This window comes from Rugamonas fusca (genome assembly GCF_014042365.1).
In the GTDB taxonomy this organism is placed as follows: domain Bacteria; phylum Pseudomonadota; class Gammaproteobacteria; order Burkholderiales; family Burkholderiaceae_D; genus Rugamonas; species Rugamonas fusca.
This window is the reverse complement of sequence record NZ_JACEZS010000001.1, coordinates 220524-238277: the sequence shown is the minus strand read 5'-3', so window position 1 is coordinate 238277 and position 17754 is coordinate 220524. Positions and strand designations below refer to the sequence as shown.

The following is a 17754-nucleotide window of genomic DNA, read 5'->3' as shown; positions in this document are numbered from 1 at the left end:
TATTATGCATCTGGGTATGACAGCAGGCCTATTTCAAGGCTTTTATCCCCGCGGCCTCCCCAGGGCTACGGGGATTTTTTTTCGTCTCCACGAAATTCCGGGAGACGCAGCGTTGATCTTCAGGAAGCATTCAGCGCGTCGTGATAGCCGTGTACCATCCGTTGTTACGCAGGTCAACATTCCAGATGACAGCCCCTTGGATGCCCGCCTACGCGCTTAGCGCTTGCTGCGCACCGAGTCGACGCCGCGGTTGGCCAGCATGTCGGCGCGCTCATTGCCGGGGTGGCCATTATGGCCGCGCACCCAGCGCCATTCGACCTGGTGCACGGCTTGGGCCGCGTCCAGCGCCTTCCACAAGTCCTCGTTCTTGACCGGCTCCTTGGCCGCCGTCTTCCAGCCACGCGCCTTCCAGCCGTGTATCCATTCGCTGATGCCTTTTTGCACGTACTGGCTGTCCGTGTACAGCGTCACGGCGCAGGGACGCTTGAGCGCGTTGAGCGCCTCGATCACGGCCTGCAATTCCATGCGGTTATTGGTGGTGTTCAACGCGCCGCCGAAAATTTCCTTTTCCGCCCCTTCGGCCACCATCAACGCCCCCCAGCCGCCCGTACCGGGATTGCCCTTGCATGCGCCATCGGCAAAAATATCGACTTTATCCATCCTGCTGCTTCCGCCTCTTGTTAGTTACCGGCACGGCCACCGGGGCCGCCGCCGTTCGTTTGATCCATGCCGGACCGATCAAATGCATGCCTTTCACGCGCTTGATGGCCTGCACGATATACACGCCGCCCAGATAAGGCCACCAGCGCGCGCCTGCATTATCCATGAAGGCGTAGCGGTGCAGCCACTTTTCCGTACGACAGGCGGGCGCGTAGCAGCCAAAGTGGCTTTGGCTGGCGCCCAGATTCAATAATTTTAGCCAGTCGCGCATGCGCGGCATGGAGATCAGTTCCTGAGCCCGGGGCAGGAAATCCGAGCCCGTCACCCGCCCCACGGCCTGGCGCGCGCCCCACAGGCTGGCCGGATTAAAGCCGCAGATGATGACCTGCCCTTCCGGAATCAGGACGCGCTCCACTTCACGCAGCACCTGGTGCGGTTCGGCGGAAAATTCCAGCACATGGGGCAGCACGACGAGGTCGATGCTCTGCGACGCGAACGGCAGTTCCGTGTAATCGAGCGCGACGGCCACCTGGCGCGGCACGTCTTCCGGCGCCGCGCCCACGCTGCGCGGGCGCACACGGTTGTCGGCCAGCCACTGATACGGCATGCGGTTCGCGGCCAGCGCATTAATTTGCGGCATACCGATTTGCAGGGCATTGAAACCGAAGATATCCGCCGTCAGATTATCGAGGCAGGTTTGTTCCCACGCACACAAGTACCTGCCTGCCGGGGTTTGCAGCCAGCCGTCCAGCGCTATAATGGATTGGTCGGATGCAGCGTTATCCATGTCTAGCCTTTCGTGACCCAATGACCATCTCATCTCCCCACACGTTACATGTCCTCACGGTACCTGCTTTTCATGACAATTATCTGTGGCTGATACATGATGGCAAGCATGCCGCCGTGGTCGACCCCGGTGACGCCAAGCCCATCCTGGCGGCGCTGAAAGAAAACGGCCTCAAGCTCACTGCCATTTTACTCACCCACCACCACGCTGACCATATCGGGGGCGTGCCTGCATTATTACAGCATTATCCGGTTCCTGTTTTCGGGCCACGCAACGAACGCATCGCCGGCGTCACGCTGCCGGTGGGCGAAGGCAAGCGTATCGATGTGCCCGGTCTGGATCTGCGCCTGTCCGTGCTCGACGTGCCCGGCCACACCATGGGCCACATCGCCTACGTGCGCGAAGCGACCGGCGACGAACCCACGTGGCTGTTCTGCGGCGACACGCTGTTCGCGGGTGGTTGCGGGCGCCTGTTCGAAGGCACGCCGGCGCAGATGATCAGCTCGCTTGGCAAGCTGGCCGCCCTGCCCGACGACACCAGGATCTATTGCGCCCACGAGTACACCTTGTCCAACCTGCGCTTCGCGCGCGTGGTGGACCCGGACAACGAAGCCCTGCGCGCGCGCGTGGTGCTGGAAACGGACCGGCGCGAACACGACGTGCCCACCGTGCCGAGCACGCTTGGCGTGGAAAAAGCCACCAATCCTTTCCTGCGCTACCGCGACCCGGCCATCGCCGCCCAGCTGGTCAAGGCCGACCGCCTGTCGCCCGGCGACACGGCGCTGGCCACCTTCACGGCCCTGCGCCTGTGGAAAAACGATTTCTGAACGACATAATCGGGGTCCGTCCCCAATATAAAAAAAGGGCAAGTCCATGTACTGGACTTGCCCTTGGCTTTTTATGCCGCCCGGGAGCGGCATGTGCGCTGGCTTAGATTTCTTCGTACAGCGGCAGGGTCAGGAACTCGGCGAACGACTCCGAAGTCGACATCTCTTCGAAGATCTGCGCGGCACGCGGGTAGGTCGGGCCTTCGCCGCCTGGCGCGTCACGCTGCACCTTGGCCAGCTCTTCCGGAATCATGGCGCGCACCATCTCGGCCGTGACCTTGCGGCCATCTTCCAGCACGCCCTTGGTGGAGCGGATCCACTGCCACACTTGCGAGCGGCTGATCTCGGCCGTGGCCGCGTCTTCCATCAGGTTGTGGATAGGCACGCAACCGTTGCCTGCCAGCCAGCTGCCCAGGTAGTGGATGCCGACGTTGATGTTGTAACGCAGGCCCGCTTCCGTGATCGGCGTTTCCGGCTTGAAGTCCAGCAGTTCGGCGGCCGTCACGTTCACGTCCGGACGCTGCTTGTCGATCTGGTTAGGCTTGTCGCCCAGCACTTTCTTGAACTCGGCCATGGCCAGGTCCACCAGGCCAGGGTGCGCCACCCAGCCACCGTCGTAGCCGTCGGTCGCGTCGCGTGCCTTGTCGTTGCGCACACCGCCCATCGCCACTTCGTTCTTTTCCGGATCGTTCTTGATCGGGATCAGCGCGGCCATGCCGCCGATGGCCGGTGCGTTGCGCTTGTGGCAGGTCTTCAGCAGCAGCAGCGCGTATGCACGCATGAATGGCGAGGTCATCGTCACCTTGGCGCGGTCGGCCAGGCAGAAGTCCTTGTCCAGCTTGAACTTCTTGATGCAGGAGAAGATGTAGTCCCAACGGCCGGCGTTCAGGCCCGAGCTGTGTTCACGCAGTTCGTACAGGATCTCGTCCATCTCGAACGCGGCCAGGATGGTTTCGATCAGCACGGTGGCCTTGATGGTGCCTTGCGCCAGGCCCAGTTCGTTCTGGGTCATCACGAAGATGTCGTTCCACAGGCGCGCTTCCAGGTGCGATTCCATCTTCGGCAGGTAGAAGTAGGGACCGGCGCCGCGGGCCAGCTGTTCCTTGGCGTTGTGGAACATGAACAGGGCGAAGTCGAAGATACCGCCGGAGATGCGCTTGCCGTCCACCAGCACGTGCTTCTCGTCCAGGTGCCAGCCGCGTGGGCGCACCACCAGGGTGGCGATCTTGTCATTCAGCTTGTACGACTTGCCGTTCTGCTCCAGCGAGATGGTGCGGCGCACGGCGTCGAACATATTGATCTGGCCGGTGATCTGGTTGTCCCAGTTCGGGGTGTTCGAATCCTCGAAGTCGGTCATGTAGCTGTCGGCGCCCGAGTTGAAGGCATTGATGACCATCTTGCGCTCGACCGGGCCGGTGATTTCCACGCGGCGGCATTCCAGCGCCTTGGGAATCGGGGCGATCTTCCAGTCGCCGTTGCGGATGTGGGCCGTTTCTGGCAGGAAGTCAGGACGCTCGCCGGCGTCCAGGCGCTTGGCGCGCTCCACGCGCACGGCCAGCAGTTCCTGGCGGCGCGACTCGAACGCGCGCGACAGCTTGACCACCAGGGCGAGCGCGTCCGGCGTCAAGATCTGTTCATAGCCGGGCTTGATCTCGCCCGTAATTTGCATACCAGCCGGTACGTTGATGGTCGTCATGGATGTCTCTCCGTATAAGGTAATGTGAACTGCTATCCGAAATTATAAGCATTGCTAATCTTGTTGCTAACCGATTCTTTTAGTGTGGGGACTCGGTTACATCACGATCTGATTTCAAGTATATTCACTATTTAGTTATACAAACAAGACAAAAGATCACTTCATCTTTGCGTTTTTCTCACAAGTGACAGGCAACGGGCATCCATGGGTCAGTTCAGGCAAATCTCCACCTTCGTCGAAGTCGTTTCCAAGGGCAGCCTGTCGGCCGCCGCCCGCGCCGAGGGCATCGCCCCGGCCATGATAGGCCGCCGCCTCGATGCGCTGGAAGCACGCCTGGGTGTGAAGCTTTTGCAACGCACGACGCGCAAGCTGGCGCTGACCAACGAAGGCGCCGCTTTCCTGGAAGATTGCCAGCGCATCCTGGCCGAGCTCGAGGATGCCGAGTCCGCCGTGGCCGAGCGCAGCGCGCGCGCCAGCGGCCACCTGATGATCTCGGCGCCGGCCGGCTTCGGCCGCCAGCACGTGGCGCCGCTGCTGCCCTCCTTCCTGGCCGAGCACCGCGACGTGCAGTGCACACTCAATTTGAACGACCGCGTGGTGGATTTGATCGGCGAAGGGGTGGACGTGGCGATCCGCATCGCCAGCCTGTCCGATTCCAACCTGGTCAGCGTCAAGCTGGCCGACAACGAGCGGGTGCTCGTCGCCGCGCCCGCCTACCTGAAACGGTATGGCGAGCCCAAGACCCTGGCCGACCTGTCCAGGCACAACTGCCTGGCCATTTCCAGCGAAGGCAGCCAGCGCGGCTGGACCTTCCGCGACGGCGGCAAGATCGTCACGCTGAAGGTGACGGGAAATATGGGCTGCAACGACGGCCAGGTGCTGCACGACTGGGCGCTGGCCGGCAAGGGCCTGGCCTGGCGTTCGATGTGGGAAGTGGGCAGCGAGATCGAGTCAGGCCAGCTGCAGACGGTGCTGGACCAGTACTCGGCGCCGGGCAACGACATCTACGCCGTGTTCGCGCAGCGCCGTCACCTGCCGCTGCGCATCCGCGCCTTCGTGGATTTCCTGCGCCACACTTATGCCCAGCCTGATTATTGGCGCAAGGCATGGAAATAATGGCAGGAAATCGTGGCAAAAACCAAACCTTGAGACGAAAAAAAATCCTCGGATACCGAGGATTTCTTTATGTCGTTTGACTCAGCGTATTACAGTGGCTGAATGTTCGAAGCTTGCTTGCCCTTAGGGCCAGCGGTCACTTCAAAAGAAACACGTTGGTTCTCTTGCAGCGACTTGAAGCCGGTCGTCTGAATCGCCGAGAAGTGAGCGAACAGATCTTCGCCGCCTTCGTCAGGGGTGATAAAGCCGAAACCCTTCGAGTCATTGAACCATTTTACGATACCAGTTGCCATTACAATTCCTATTTCAGTTAAGTTGGGCTTGCGCCCGTGATATCGTTTGAGGCAAGAAAGAAATGACAGACAAACTGCACTACTCTTGAATCTAAACGATGCCGCATTATACCCAATTACAAGAGAAAAGGACGTTTTCGCAAAAATAAATGCGCGAGGCTGAAAATGGCTGTAGAAACCGGCACTTAGCGCATTTCTGACCGCCAATTAGCGACCTCAACCTTGCTCTTTTAACAGGTAACGGTGTCACTATAGCCTGAAAATCAGCGTTAGGTTTGAGATGCATCAAAAAGAATAGCAGGCGCGCCACACTTGGCGTTCTTACCACGACGGCGCGCGCGGGTCACGGGCCGCCCATAGCAGCAGCGCGTCCACCTGGGACGCCACGGCCGGCCACTCGGCCTGCCCGGCCAGCACGGCCCGCAGTTGCTGCTCGACGACGCGGCAATACTGGCCCAGCGTGCCATAGCCGAAGGTGCCGGCGGAACCGGCCACCCCATGCAGCAATTCGTGCAAGTCGTGCAGGTGGCCGGACTCGGGACCGTCCGGCCCGTCGGCGCGGCAGGCGGCCAGCGCGCGCGTGATCTTGTCCAGCGTGACGGGCACGGTGGCGGCGAACTTGTCGGCCAGCGCCTGCATGCGGGCGTGGAATTCCTGGTCAGTCAGCGTGGCCATGGCGCGCCGTCAGCCCTTGGTACCGAAGATGCGGTCGCCCGCGTCGCCCAGGCCGGGCACGATGTAAGCGTGCTCATTCAGGTGCGAATCGAGCGCGGCGCAGTAGATCTTCACGCCCGGATGGGCGTTCTGGAACACGGTGATGCCCTCCGGCGCGGCCACCAGGGCCAGGAAGATGATTTGCTCGTCCTTCACGCCGCGCGATTTGAGCACGTCGACCGCGTGCACGGCCGAATTGCCGGTCGCCACCATCGGATCGCACAGGATGAAGGTGCGCTCGGCCAGGTCGGGCAGGCGCACCAGGTATTCCACCGGCTGGTGGGTTTCCGGATCGCGGTAGACGCCGATGTGGCCCACGCGGGCCGACGGGATCAGGTTGAGCAAGCCGTCGCTCATGCCGATGCCGGCACGCAGCACGGGCACGATGGCCAGCTTCTTGCCGGCGATGACGGGTGCGTCCAGCGTCATCAGGGGCGTTTCGATGGTGCGGGTGGTCAGCGGCAAGTCGCGCGTGATCTCATACCCCATCAGCAGCGTAATTTCCTTCAGCAGCTCGCGGAACGTGCGGGTGGACGTGTCCTTGGCCCGCATGTGGCTCAGTTTGTGCTGGATCAGGGGATGGTTGGTGATGTAGAGGTTGGGGAAACGCGGATCTTGTTTCATTGTTATGGGCTCGCAATATTCTCGACGGAGGCGGCCAGTCCCAGGGGTACGGGACGGGGCGCGCTGCCGTCATCGGTTGTAAGCCGCATTATCCCAGCCCTCGCGCCACGAGGGAACCGTTTCATGAAAATTAATTCCGCTCATGCAGTAAGCCCGTCAGCGGCGGCCCGGCGGCGGCCGGCTCATGCCGGCTCCACCAGCGCGCGCGCCAGGATGGCGGCGCAGTCGACGCCGTCCGGCAGGCGGCCAAACGCGCCGCCCACGTCATGGGCCAGGCGCGAAGCCACGAACGCCTGCGACACATAGGCAGGCGCGTGGCGCAGCAGCAGACCGGCCTGTACCGCCACCACGATGCGCTCGGCCAGGCGGCGCGCGCCGTATTCGTCCGCCTGCGGCTGGCCCAGGTCGGCCAGCAGCGCCTGGGTGTAACGCACATAATCCCCGTTAGTGTCGCCGGCCAGCGCCAGTTCAGCCGCCAGCGCATCGCGCGCGGCCGGCGTCTTGCCGAACGCACGCAGCAGGTCCAGGCACATCACGTTGCCCGAGCCTTCCCAGATCGAGTTGACGGGCAGTTCGCGATACAGCCGCGCCAGCGGGCAGTCTTCCACGTAGCCGCTGCCGCCGATCACTTCCATCGCCTCGGCGCCAAACGCCGGGCCGCGCTTGCAGATCCAGTACTTGCCGGCCGGCGTGAGCACGCGCGCCAGCAGGGCCTGGGCCGGATCGGGGCTCTCGTCGTAGCAGCGGGCCAGGCGCAGCGCGAACGCGGTGGCGGCCTCCGATTCCAGCGCCAGGTCGGCCAGCACGTTCTGCATCAGCGGCTGCTCGGACAGCGCCTTGCCGAACGCGTGGCGACGGCGCGCGTGATGCAGCGCGTGCGTCAGCGCGGCACGCATGGTGCCGGCGCTGCCCAGCACACAGTCCAGCCGGGTATGGCTGCCCATCTCCAGGATGGTGGGGATGCCGCGTCCCAGCTTGCCCACCAGCCAGCCGTAGGCGCCCGTGAATTCCACTTCCGACGAGGCGTTGGAGCGGTTGCCCATCTTGTCCTTCAGGCGCTGCACACGGATGGCATTGCGCTGGCCATTGGGCAGGAAGCGCGGCACGAAGAAGCAGCTCAGGCCCGCGCTGCCGTGCGCCTCGGTCTGCGCCAGGATCAGGTGGGCGTCGCTCTGGGGCGCGGAGAAGAACCATTTGTGGCCGACGATGCGCCAGGCATCCTCGCCATCGTCGCCGAACAGGCGCCGGGCCTCCTCGGGCGGCAGCGCCTCGGCCATCGTGGTGTTGACGCGCACGTCCGAGCCGCCCTGCTTTTCCGTCATGCCCATGCCCACCAGCGCGCCGCGCTTCTGCTCGACCGGCAGCGAACGGGGATCGTATTCGCGCGACAGGATCTTGGGCAGCCACTTGGCGGCGATCTTCGGCGCCTGGCGCAGCGCCGGCACGGAAGCGTACGTCATCGTCACCGGGCATTGCGAGCCGTTTTCCAGCTGCCCAAACAGCATGTAGCGGGCCGCCCGCGCCACCTGGCCACCGCTGCCCTGCCCCTCCCAGGGCGAGGCGTGCGCGCCGTTTTCGATCAGCAGCGCCATCAGGCTATGCCAGGACGGGTGGAATTCGACCTCGTCGATACGGTGGCCGCCGCGATCGAAATTGTGCAGCCGCGGGGTGTGCAGGTTGGCCAGCCGGGCCAGGTCCAGCACCTCGGCGCGTCCCAGCCGCTCACCCAGGGCGTGCAGCGAGGCGGCCTGGCTGGCGCCGCCCTCCCGTTCCAGCGCTTCCTGCAGCGCGGGATCGCAGGCGTACAGGTTGACGTTCTCAAATGGCGGCACCGTATTGCTGACGGCATGGGTATCGAAGGGATGCATGTTGTGCTCCAGAATAGTTTGGTGTCCAAGGCCGGTGTGGCGATTCTGACAGGCTAGCCGAGAACGCTTTCTCAAGCAAGCGATTGATTGATTAAATCCGGACAGGGTTTGCGCATCCCTTGATTGTAGACAAGCGACGGCGCACCACAATGACCGAGCATTTGCTCGTCAAATGGTCGTAATTTCAAGAAATATTCAGTCCATTCCCCTCTGACGCCTGATTTTTCTCCACAACCTGGCTGATTTCATCAAAACATGCGCAGATGTTGTCTTTTTTCATGTAAAAGCTTTCCCATCAGTGATACATTTCGTTCTGGTTTTGCAAGTCAGCCGTGCCGCACCCCTGATGGGCCGCCACCAAACGTTGTAAAATTTGTTACGTGACAAAATGAGAGATTAGATCGTTACAATGCTTTCCAGTTCCCCATCCCTGCCTCAACGCGATCCGCGTCATGAATTAGATCACCTCATGGAAGAGGCAGGTGATGTTGTCTTCAGACTCAATGCGCCCGGCCAGGTCCTGTTTGCCAGCAAGCGGGCCGTGGCCCTGATCGCCAGCCCCCATGACCTGCAGGGCGACCTGCTGGCCACCCACGTGGCGATGGCTGACCAGCCGGCCCTCAAGGCGGCGCTGGCCGAGGTGCTGCAAGCGCTCGCCCCCAGCCTGGTCGAAGTGCGCCTGAAGACGCCGGAACATGAAGTGTGGTTCGAACTGCGCGTATCCTGCTTCCTGAACCAGGACCAGGTACCGGAACTGCTGGTGGTGGGCCGCGACATGTCGGTCCAGCACGCGACCGAGGAACGGTTGCGGCACATGGCCACCCACGACGGCCTGACGGAGCTGCCCAACCGCCTGCTGCTGTCGGACCGCATCCGCATGGTGATCGCCAACGCGCGCCGCTCCGGCCAGGGCTTCGCCGTGGCCACCGTGGGCCTGGACGGTTTCAAGAAGGTCAACGATGGCCTCGGCCACCCGGTCGGCGACGCCGTGCTGCGCATGGCCGCCGCCCGCCTGCGCAAGACGCTGCGCGACAGCGACACCCTGGCCCGCGTGGGCGGCGACGAATTCGTGGCCGTACTGCCCGGCACCAGCACGGAAGCGCAGATCAAGCTGGTCACGGGCCGCCTGATCGCCACCTTGCAATCGCCGTTCGAGGTCGACAGCCACACCATCTACGTCGGCGCCTCGGTCGGCGTGTCCGTCTATCCCCACCACGCCGAGGACGAAGTGCGGCTGGTGGCACTGGCCGACGCGGCCATGGGGCGCGCCAAGGAGACGGGCAAGGCCCGCTGCGTGGTCTATAGCCCCAAGCACAGCGGCCCGCCGGAACATGACATTTCGCTGGAGGCGGCCATGTTCCAGGCCGTGCGCGAAGGCGAATTCCTGCTGTATTACCAGCCCATCGTGGACGCCCGCACACGCGAGATCCAGGGCTTTGAAACCCTGATGCGCTGGAAGCACCCCACGCTGGGCATGGTGCCGCCGGCCCGCTTCATCCCGATCGCCGAGACCAATGGCCTGATCAACCTGCTCGGCGCCTGGGCGCTCAAGGCGGCCAGCGTGCAGCTCAAGCAGTTCGAGGAAGTGGCCAAGCGGCGCCTGTACATCTCCGTCAATATCAGCCCGCGCCAATTCCGCAACGACAAATTCCTTGACGTGCTCGATGACGCGCTCGCATTCTCTGGTTTATCTGGTGAGCAATTGGTTCTAGAAATTACTGAAGGCACCCTGATGGTGGACCCCATCCATGCCGAAACCATCCTGTCGAAAATGGCGCTGCGCAAGGCGCGCATCGCGATCGACGATTTCGGCACCGGCTATTCGTCGCTGGCCTACCTCAAGCGCTTCCCCATCTCCGTGCTCAAGATCGACCGCACCTTCATCCGCGACCTGCCCGGTTCGCAGAAGGATGGCGCCATCTGCAACGCCGTGCTGGACCTGGCCAAGCACCTGGACCTGTCCGTGGTGGCCGAAGGGGTGGAGACGGAAGAACAGCTGCACTACCTCGATGACCGCGGCTGCCAGTACATCCAGGGCTACCTGACGGGCAAGCCCATGCCGGCCAACGTGGCGATGACTGCCCTCAAGGAGAGCACCTACGCCAACCTGCTGCCGGAAGAACTGCGCCAGGTGCACCAATGAGCGCCGGCTTCAAGGCCCCCACCCCGCTGGGCGAGAAAACCCTGTCCGAGATGTGGGAATGCACCCGACGCCAGGGTGACATGCCTGGTTTCGCCAAGGCCATCACGGCCATCCTGGGCGCCATGCGCGGCGAGGACGAGCAGGAATTCGACATGGCGCGGACCGTGCTGTCGGACCCCGTGCTGACCCAGAAGGTGCTGCGGCTGGCCAACAGCGGCATGTATTCCGCCTTCGGCCAGCACGTCAACACGGTCTCCAAGGCCGTACTGGTGCTGGGCACGGAGGCCATCGGCCACCTGGCCCTGGGTCTGAAGCTGATCGAGGAACTGTCGGCCTCCTCGCCCGACACGGGCATCGCCCACATCGAGATGGAAAAGGCCGTGCTGGCCGGTATCGTGGCCCAGCAGATCGCCACCAGCGCCGAGAGCCGCCACGCGGAGGAAGCCGTGGTGTGCTCCATGCTGCACACGCTGGGGCGCATGATGCTGACCTTCTACATGCCCGAACGCTGGCACGACCTGCAGCAGCGGGCCGACGCGGAAGGCTTGACGGTGGACGACATCGCGCCCGAAGTGCTGGGCCTGAGCCTGGAGGACATCGGCCACGCGGCCGCCCGCCACTGGGGCCTGCCGCAAAGCCTGATCAACGGCATGCGCAAGCTCGAACCGGTTGAACCTGGCGCGGAAGTAAGCCCCACGGACTGGATCGCCGGCCTGTCGACCATGTCGGCCCTGTGCGCCGACTCGCTGTGGCATGACGACGCGGCCGGCGCGGCCGCCGTGCAAAAGCTGACGGAACGCTATTCCGGCATGCTGGGCGTGGAGCCGGACCACTTGATGGCCGCCATCGAGCAAGCCAAGATCGTGGCGGCCGAAGATCTGACCATCGCGCCCCTGTCGCGCCCGGCCGAACGGCGCGCCAAGGCACTGGCCAGCACCCGCCAGCGGGCCGAAGGCAACAAGATCCTGCTGTCCGGCCTGGCCGACATGCGCGACGTGCTCGACACGGCCAGCCCTGGCCAGATGGTGTCGATCGCGCTGGAGACTGTGTACCAGGGCCTGGACTTCTCGCGCGCCGTCGCCTTCGTGCGCAACCGCAAGGAAGGCCAGTACGCGGCCAAGATCTGCTTCGGCGAAGGCGTCAAGGAACGCTTGCCGGCCATGACCTTCTCGGACAGCTACGAGCCCAACGTGTTCCACGCGGCCCTCAACAGCGACCGCGTGATCTTCATCGAGAACGCCAGGGACGCCAAGTTCGCCGCCAAGCTGCCGCAGTGGTGGAAGGACACCATGTCCGACGCGCGCAGCTTCGTGATCCTGCCGCTGTCGTCGAACGGCCAGCCAGCCGGCTTCCTGTACGGCGACTGGGATGAGACCTTCCCGCCCATCCAGCTGAGCCAGACGGAATTCGCGCTGCTCAACGACATGCGGGCGCTGGTGGTCAAGGCCGTGGAACGCCGCCACAAGCTGGAGGCGGTGGTCATCAACCGCACCGCGTAGGCGACCCGGCGGCCCGCCAGGCTAGCGCAGGCTATCCAGGCGCTGCCAGCGGAACGACAGCGCGGCAGCCAGCGCCGCGCCCAGCACCATCAGCGACGCCACGAAGTACACCGACTGCGGCCCCAGGCGCTGCCAGCACTGGGCCAGGAACAAGCCCCCGAGCGAACCACCGATGCCATACGACAGGCTGATGAACAGCGCCTGCCCGCGCGCCTGCAACGGCCCGGAGAACCAGCGCTGCAAGGTGGTGACGGACGCCGAATGATGCAGCGCGAAGGTGGCCGCGTGCAGCAGCTGGGCGCCGGCCAGCAGCGCCACCTGCTGCGGCGCGGCGCCGATCAGCGCGAAGCGCAGCACACCCACGCCCAGCGCCACGTACATCAGGCGCCGCGCGCCCCAGCGGCGGAACAGCGGCGCCTGAAAATAGAACAGCAGCACCTCGGCCGTCACCCCCAGCGACCACATGGTGCCGATCAGGGTCTTGCTGTAGCCGTGGCGCTCCAGGTACAGCGAGTAGAAGGTGTACAAGGCCGTGTGGGCCGACACCATCAGCGCCGTGGAGCAGAAGAAGGCGATCACCTCGCGCCGGCGCAGCAGCATCCACAACGGCGGCGGCGCCGTCTTGTGTTCCAGCCGCTTCACTTCCTTCAGACGCAGGCTGGCCAGCAGCACGCACACCAGCAGGCCGCCGGCGATCCACGGCAAGGCCATGATGCCCCAGGCGTCGAGCGCGTAGGCGGCCAGCATCACGCTGACGATGAAGCCGATCGAGCCCCACAGCCGGATGCGGCCATAGTAGGTCAGGTCGCCCCGCATCTCCGACAGCATCAACGCTTCACACAGGGGCCCCTGGGCGCTGGTAAACAGGTTGAGCAGCACCATCGCCAGCAGCAACTGGACGAAGGTCTGGCCAAAGAAGAAACCGGAGAACGCCGTCAGCGCGGCCACGCCCGTCATGCGCAGCACCCAGACGCGCCGCTCGCTGTGGTCGGCCACGTAGCCCCATACGTTAGGGCCAACGATGCGCAGCACCTGGATCATCGACATCAACACGCCGATCTGCCCCACGCTCATGCCTTTGCCGGCGAAGAACAGCGTGGCGTAGGTCGAGAAGGTGCCCGCGTGCGCGTAGTAGGCGCACAGGAACAGGGCGAAGCTGATGGCTTGGGCAGGCATGGCGTGGACTCTGCGGCGCGAATAACGATACTGCGACGGTACTGGCGGAACTGGGCGCCGCCGCCCCGCCCCGCCCTGATGAGGAACGCTTAGCGCGGCGCCGTCAGCGCGATGTCGGGGGTCGTGACCTGGACATCGCCGCACTGGGCGCGGTGCATCAGCGCGTGGTCCATCAGCACCAGGGCCAGCATGGCTTCGGCGATCGGCGTGGCGCGTATGCCCACGCACGGGTCGTGGCGGCCGAAGGTTTCCACCATCACGGGATTACCGTCCTTGTCGATCGAACGGCGCGGCGTGCGGATCGACGAGGTGGGCTTGATGGCGATGGAGACGGTGATGTCCTGGCCGGTGGAGATACCACCCAGCACGCCGCCGGCGTTGTTGCCGATGAAGCCTTCCGGGGTCAGCTCGTCGCCATGTTCGGTGCCCTTTTGCGCCACGGCGGCGAAACCGGCGCCAATTTCCACGCCCTTGACGGCGTTGATGCCCATCATGGCGTAGGCGATGTCGGCGTCCAGCTTGTCGTAGATGGGCTGGCCCAGGCCCACGGGCACGTTCTGCGCGATCACATCGATGCGCGCACCGATCGAGTCGCCGGCCTTGCGCAGCTCATCCATGGCCGCTTCCATGCGCGCGATCAGGTCGGCGTCGCCGCTGGCGGCGAAGAACGGGTTGTTGGCCACGTGCTCCCAGCCCTGGAACGGCACGGCGATATCGCCCAACTGGCTCATGCAGCCCTTGAACACGGTGCCATACTTTTGGTGCAGCCACTTCTTGGCGATGGCGGACGCGCCCACCACGGGCGCCGTCAGGCGGGCCGACGAGCGGCCGCCGCCGCGCGGATCGCGCACGCCATACTTGTGCCAGTAGGTGTAGTCCGCGTGGCCGGGGCGGAAGCTGTCGACGATGTTGCCGTAATCCTTGCTGCGCTGGTCCTCGTTGCGGATCAGCAGCGCAATCGGGGTGCCGGTGGTGACGCCCTGGTACACGCCCGACAGGATCTCCACCGTGTCCGACTCCTGGCGCTGGGTCACGTGGCGCGACGTGCCGGGCTTGCGGCGATCCAGCTCGGGCTGGATATCGGCCTCGGTCAAAGGCAGGCCCGGCGGGCAGCCATCGATCACGCAACCGATCGCGGGGCCGTGGGATTCACCAAAAGTGCTTACGGAAAACAACTTGCCAAAGGTATTGCCGGACATAGATATCGTCATGGTGGAAGGAAGGAAGCGGCCATTTTACCAGTCCATGGCCTCCGGCGTGACCGCCAGGCAGCATTTTGACAACATGGTACGCACTAGTACAAATTTCGGCGCGTCGTTTGTTGTCGCCATCCCGACAAAACTTGCACTTTGACACCTTATGCCGCCCGGAAACTGCCGAAAACGTCGTTCTCCGCAACAATTCGCTATATACTTAATCCGAGAACACCAAGATATCCTGGAGATGCGACACATGCCCCCATCGATCACCCCCCTTGAGCAATCCAAGGACGATCACGACGATCTGGTATTCTTAGAAGAGCACCCGGCGGCGGCGGAAGCGACGGGCGCGCGCAGCGTTTGGCGGGTCATGATCATCGACGACGATGAGGATGTGCACTCGACCACCACCTTTGCCCTGGGCAACCTGGACATGCAGCACCGGCCGCTGGAATTCGTGCACGCCTATTCGGCCAGCCAGGCGCGCGAGATGCTCAAGCATGAACAGGAAATCGCCGTCATCCTGCTCGACGTGGTCATGGAACAGGACGACGCCGGCCTGCACCTGGTGCGCTACATCCGCGAAACGCTGAAACTGACCGACGTGCGCATCATCCTGCGCACCGGCCAACCGGGCTACGCGCCCGAGATCGACGCCATCCGCGATTTCGACATCAACGATTACAAGACCAAATCCGAGCTGACCCGCATCAAGCTGTACACGACGGTGACGGCGGCCATCCGCTCCTACGAGCAAATCCGCAAGATCAACGACAGCCGGCGCGGCCTGAACCAGATCGTGCTGGCCAGCACCGAGCTGATGACCCTGCACGGCGTGCACAATTTCGCCGCCGGCGTGCTGCACCAGTCGGCCTCGCTGATGGGCCAGCAGGCCAGCGGCGCCCTGTGCGTGCGCGAGTGCCCGGAGGATGGCTGCGACGAATGGCGGGTGATGGCCACGGCCGGCGCCTACTGCCACCTGGAAGGCTTGCAGCTGACGGCCAAGGCCGACCCGCGCATGTACGCGGCGATGGAGCAGTCGCTCACGGAGCGGCGCAACCTGTACGGCCCCGATTACATCACACTGTATTTCGCCGGCAAAGCCAGCCGCGACTTCGTCGCCTTCCTCGACATGCAGCGGGCCATGACGGACATCGACGAGCGGCTGCTGGAAGTATTCTGCAGCAACGTCGCCGTGGGCCTGGACAACGTGGAACTGGTCTCGCACCTGCACAATGCGGCGTTCTACGACCAGCTCTCCAAGCTGCCCAACCGCACCCGCCTGATCGAAATCCTGGACGAGATGCTGGCCAGCCCGGCCCGCGAAACGGCCACCCTGTCGCTGGTGGACCTGGACCACTTCGCCGAAACCAACGACGCGCTGGGTCACCAGTTCGGCGACACGCTGCTGGTGACGGTAGCCCAGCGCCTGCAGTCGCGCCTGGGCGAGCAGTTGACGGTGGCGCGCATCGGCGGCGACATTTTCTGCGTGCTGGGCGACTCGACCCAGGTCAACCCGGCCAGCATCCTGGCCCTGTTCCAGACCCCGTTCAACATCGAGGGCCAGGACGTGCGCCTGTCGGCCACCCTGGGCCTGGTGCGCCTGAACGAACATGACGGCAGCGGCGCCGACGCGCTCAAGGACGCCGACATCGCCCTCAAGCGCGCCAAGCTGCAGCAACGCGCCGGCCACTTCTACTTCTCGCGCAGCATGGGCGTGGAGATCCGCGAGCGGGTGCGCATGATGCACGCGCTGCGCACGGCCTTCGGCCAGGACCAGCTGTTCGTGGTGTACCAGCCGCAGATCGACCTGGTCACGCGCCGGCCGATGGGCGCCGAAGCCCTGCTGCGCTGGCAGACGCCGGACGGCAAGTTCATCTCGCCGGACCGCTTCATCCCGATCGCCGAATATTCGGGCCTGATCATCGACCTGGGCGAATGGGTGATGCGCACCGCCATGCGCGAACTGGTGACATTGCGCGCGGCCGGCCACGACAACTTCATGATGTCGATTAACGTATCGCAGGTGCAGTTCCGCCACCCCTACTTCCTGGAGATGCTGCGCTCGGCGCTGGAGGATACCAAGGCGCCGCCTGAATTCGTGGAACTGGAAATCACGGAATCGATGGCCATGGAGGAACCGGACCTGCTGATCAAGATGCTGGCCCAGATCAAGCAGACCGGCGTCAGCATCGCCATCGACGATTTCGGCACCGGCTTCTCGTCGCTGTCCTACCTGCAGCGGCTGCAGATCGACCGGCTCAAGATCGACCGCGCCTTCGTCACCGAGATCACCGGTTCCGCGCGCGGCAGCAGCATCGCCGAAATGGTGATCCAGCTGGGCCGCAACCTGGGCCTGGCCGTGATCGCGGAAGGCGTGGAAGACGAACGCCAGGCCATGATCCTGCAAACGCTGGGCTGCCCGCTGGCCCAGGGCTTCCTGTTCGCGCGCCCGATGACGGCGCCCGTGCTGACCAGCTGGCTCAGCGACGACGCGCTGCAAGGCGCCGCCTGACCCGCGCTGATACGGCCCCCTCTCACCGTACGGCCGAAAAAAACGCTATCGTCCGATAGCGTTTTTTGTTGGCGGCGCGGCGGCGCTTATTCCGTCGTTTCAGCCGGCCAGTCGCGGATGTAGGCCTTGAGCATGCGGTTCTCGAAGCTCTGCGCTTCAAGCACGGCGCGCGCCACGTCGTAGAACGAGATCACGCCCAGCAGGGTCTTGGCGTTCATCACGGGCAGATAGCGCGCGTGCTTTTCCAGCATGATGCGGCGCACTTCGTTCACTTCCGTGTCCGGCGTGACGGTGATCGGGTGGTCGTCCATGTGCTTGCGCACGGTGCCGCCGCCCACGGCGCCATCGTTGCTGTGCACGGCCTTGAGCACTTCACGGAAGGTCAGCATGCCAACCAGATCACCGAATTCCATCACCACCAGCGAGCCGATGTCTTTCTCAGCCATCGTGTTGGCCGCTTCCACCAGCGGCTGGTCGGGGGAAATGGTGTAAAGAATATTGCCTTTAACCTGGAGAATTTCGGAAACTTTCATTTTGGGCCGTCCTATCCGCTTTGTGATGGGCTATATGAATGAGATTTCTACTTGTCGTAGCCTTATAGCGAATGTAGCCTAAGCCCGTCAAAAAATCCAGCGTT

General features: G+C 63.8%; 15 protein-coding genes. 5 read left to right on the top strand and 10 right to left on the bottom strand.

Annotated elements, in window-relative coordinates:
• Window positions 1-216 precede the first annotated feature (216 nt).
• Window positions 217-660 carry a ribonuclease HI gene (rnhA, locus tag H3H36_RS00955; protein WP_182213106.1) on the bottom strand — a complete coding sequence of 148 codons (444 nt, stop codon included), beginning with the start codon at window positions 658-660 and terminating at the stop codon, window positions 217-219.
• A complete protein-coding gene (locus H3H36_RS00950; protein ID WP_182213105.1) occupies window positions 653-1447 on the bottom strand; it encodes a class I SAM-dependent methyltransferase in 795 nt (264 codons plus the stop codon). The genes rnhA and H3H36_RS00950 overlap by 8 nt, the downstream gene beginning before the upstream one ends.
• 20 nt (window positions 1448-1467) lie before the next feature.
• Between H3H36_RS00950 and gloB the strand changes: the two genes are divergently transcribed.
• Entirely contained in the window at window positions 1468-2274 is an 807-nt protein-coding gene (gloB, locus tag H3H36_RS00945; RefSeq protein ID WP_182213104.1) for a hydroxyacylglutathione hydrolase, read from the top strand.
• A 103-nt stretch (window positions 2275-2377) separates the two neighbouring features.
• Here gloB and aceB read toward each other — a convergent pair whose 3' ends face one another.
• Window positions 2378-3970 carry a malate synthase A gene (gene aceB / locus H3H36_RS00940; protein WP_182213103.1) on the bottom strand — a complete coding sequence of 531 codons (1593 nt, stop codon included), beginning with the start codon at window positions 3968-3970 and terminating at the stop codon, window positions 2378-2380.
• A gap of 204 nt (window positions 3971-4174) precedes the next feature.
• Between aceB and H3H36_RS00935 the strand changes: the two genes are divergently transcribed.
• A complete protein-coding gene (locus tag H3H36_RS00935) occupies window positions 4175-5086 on the top strand; it encodes a LysR family transcriptional regulator (RefSeq protein ID WP_182213102.1) in 912 nt (303 codons plus the stop codon).
• A gap of 89 nt (window positions 5087-5175) precedes the next feature.
• On the opposite strand, the gene H3H36_RS00930 is transcribed toward H3H36_RS00935, so the two are convergent.
• The 4 genes from H3H36_RS00930 to H3H36_RS00915 form a co-directional block, all read right to left on the bottom strand.
• Window positions 5176-5379 (bottom strand): cold-shock protein, encoded by a 204-nt coding sequence (locus H3H36_RS00930; RefSeq protein ID WP_107142119.1) that lies wholly within the window; start codon window positions 5377-5379, stop codon window positions 5176-5178.
• A gap of 321 nt (window positions 5380-5700) precedes the next feature.
• The gene (locus tag H3H36_RS00925; RefSeq protein ID WP_182213101.1) at window positions 5701-6054 is read right to left on the bottom strand and encodes an Hpt domain-containing protein; all 354 of its coding nucleotides are present in this window, start codon (window positions 6052-6054) and stop codon (window positions 5701-5703) included.
• A 9-nt stretch (window positions 6055-6063) separates the two neighbouring features.
• Window positions 6064-6717, bottom strand: coding sequence for a uracil phosphoribosyltransferase (gene upp, locus H3H36_RS00920; RefSeq protein WP_182213100.1), 654 nt, complete (start codon window positions 6715-6717; stop codon window positions 6064-6066).
• A 182-nt stretch (window positions 6718-6899) separates the two neighbouring features.
• Complete coding sequence (locus H3H36_RS00915) at window positions 6900-8585, bottom strand: isovaleryl-CoA dehydrogenase (RefSeq protein WP_182213099.1); 1686 nt, start codon at window positions 8583-8585, stop codon at window positions 6900-6902.
• A 469-nt stretch (window positions 8586-9054) separates the two neighbouring features.
• Between H3H36_RS00915 and H3H36_RS00910 the strand changes: the two genes are divergently transcribed.
• Window positions 9055-10728: a putative bifunctional diguanylate cyclase/phosphodiesterase gene (locus H3H36_RS00910; RefSeq protein ID WP_229219653.1), complete on the top strand. Its 1674-nt coding sequence runs from the start codon at window positions 9055-9057 to the stop codon at window positions 10726-10728.
• Window positions 10725-12227: an HDOD domain-containing protein gene (locus tag H3H36_RS00905; RefSeq protein ID WP_182213097.1), complete on the top strand. Its 1503-nt coding sequence runs from the start codon at window positions 10725-10727 to the stop codon at window positions 12225-12227. The genes H3H36_RS00910 and H3H36_RS00905 overlap by 4 nt, the downstream gene beginning before the upstream one ends.
• Before the next feature lie 21 nt (window positions 12228-12248).
• Here H3H36_RS00905 and H3H36_RS00900 read toward each other — a convergent pair whose 3' ends face one another.
• Both H3H36_RS00900 and aroC read right to left on the bottom strand, forming a co-directional pair.
• Window positions 12249-13403, bottom strand: a complete 1155-nt coding sequence (locus H3H36_RS00900; RefSeq protein WP_182213096.1) for an MFS transporter — start codon at window positions 13401-13403, stop codon at window positions 12249-12251.
• A gap of 89 nt (window positions 13404-13492) precedes the next feature.
• Entirely contained in the window at window positions 13493-14602 is a 1110-nt protein-coding gene (gene aroC / locus H3H36_RS00895) for a chorismate synthase (RefSeq protein ID WP_182213095.1), read from the bottom strand.
• A gap of 253 nt (window positions 14603-14855) precedes the next feature.
• On the opposite strand from aroC, the gene H3H36_RS00890 reads away from it, so the two are divergent.
• Window positions 14856-17117 (top strand): GGDEF/EAL domain-containing response regulator, encoded by a 2262-nt coding sequence (locus tag H3H36_RS00890; protein ID WP_182213094.1) that lies wholly within the window; start codon window positions 14856-14858, stop codon window positions 17115-17117.
• A gap of 86 nt (window positions 17118-17203) precedes the next feature.
• On the opposite strand, the gene H3H36_RS00885 is transcribed toward H3H36_RS00890, so the two are convergent.
• Window positions 17204-17650, bottom strand: a complete 447-nt coding sequence (locus H3H36_RS00885) for a CBS domain-containing protein (protein WP_182164089.1) — start codon at window positions 17648-17650, stop codon at window positions 17204-17206.
• Between the last annotated feature and the right edge of the window lie 104 nt (window positions 17651-17754).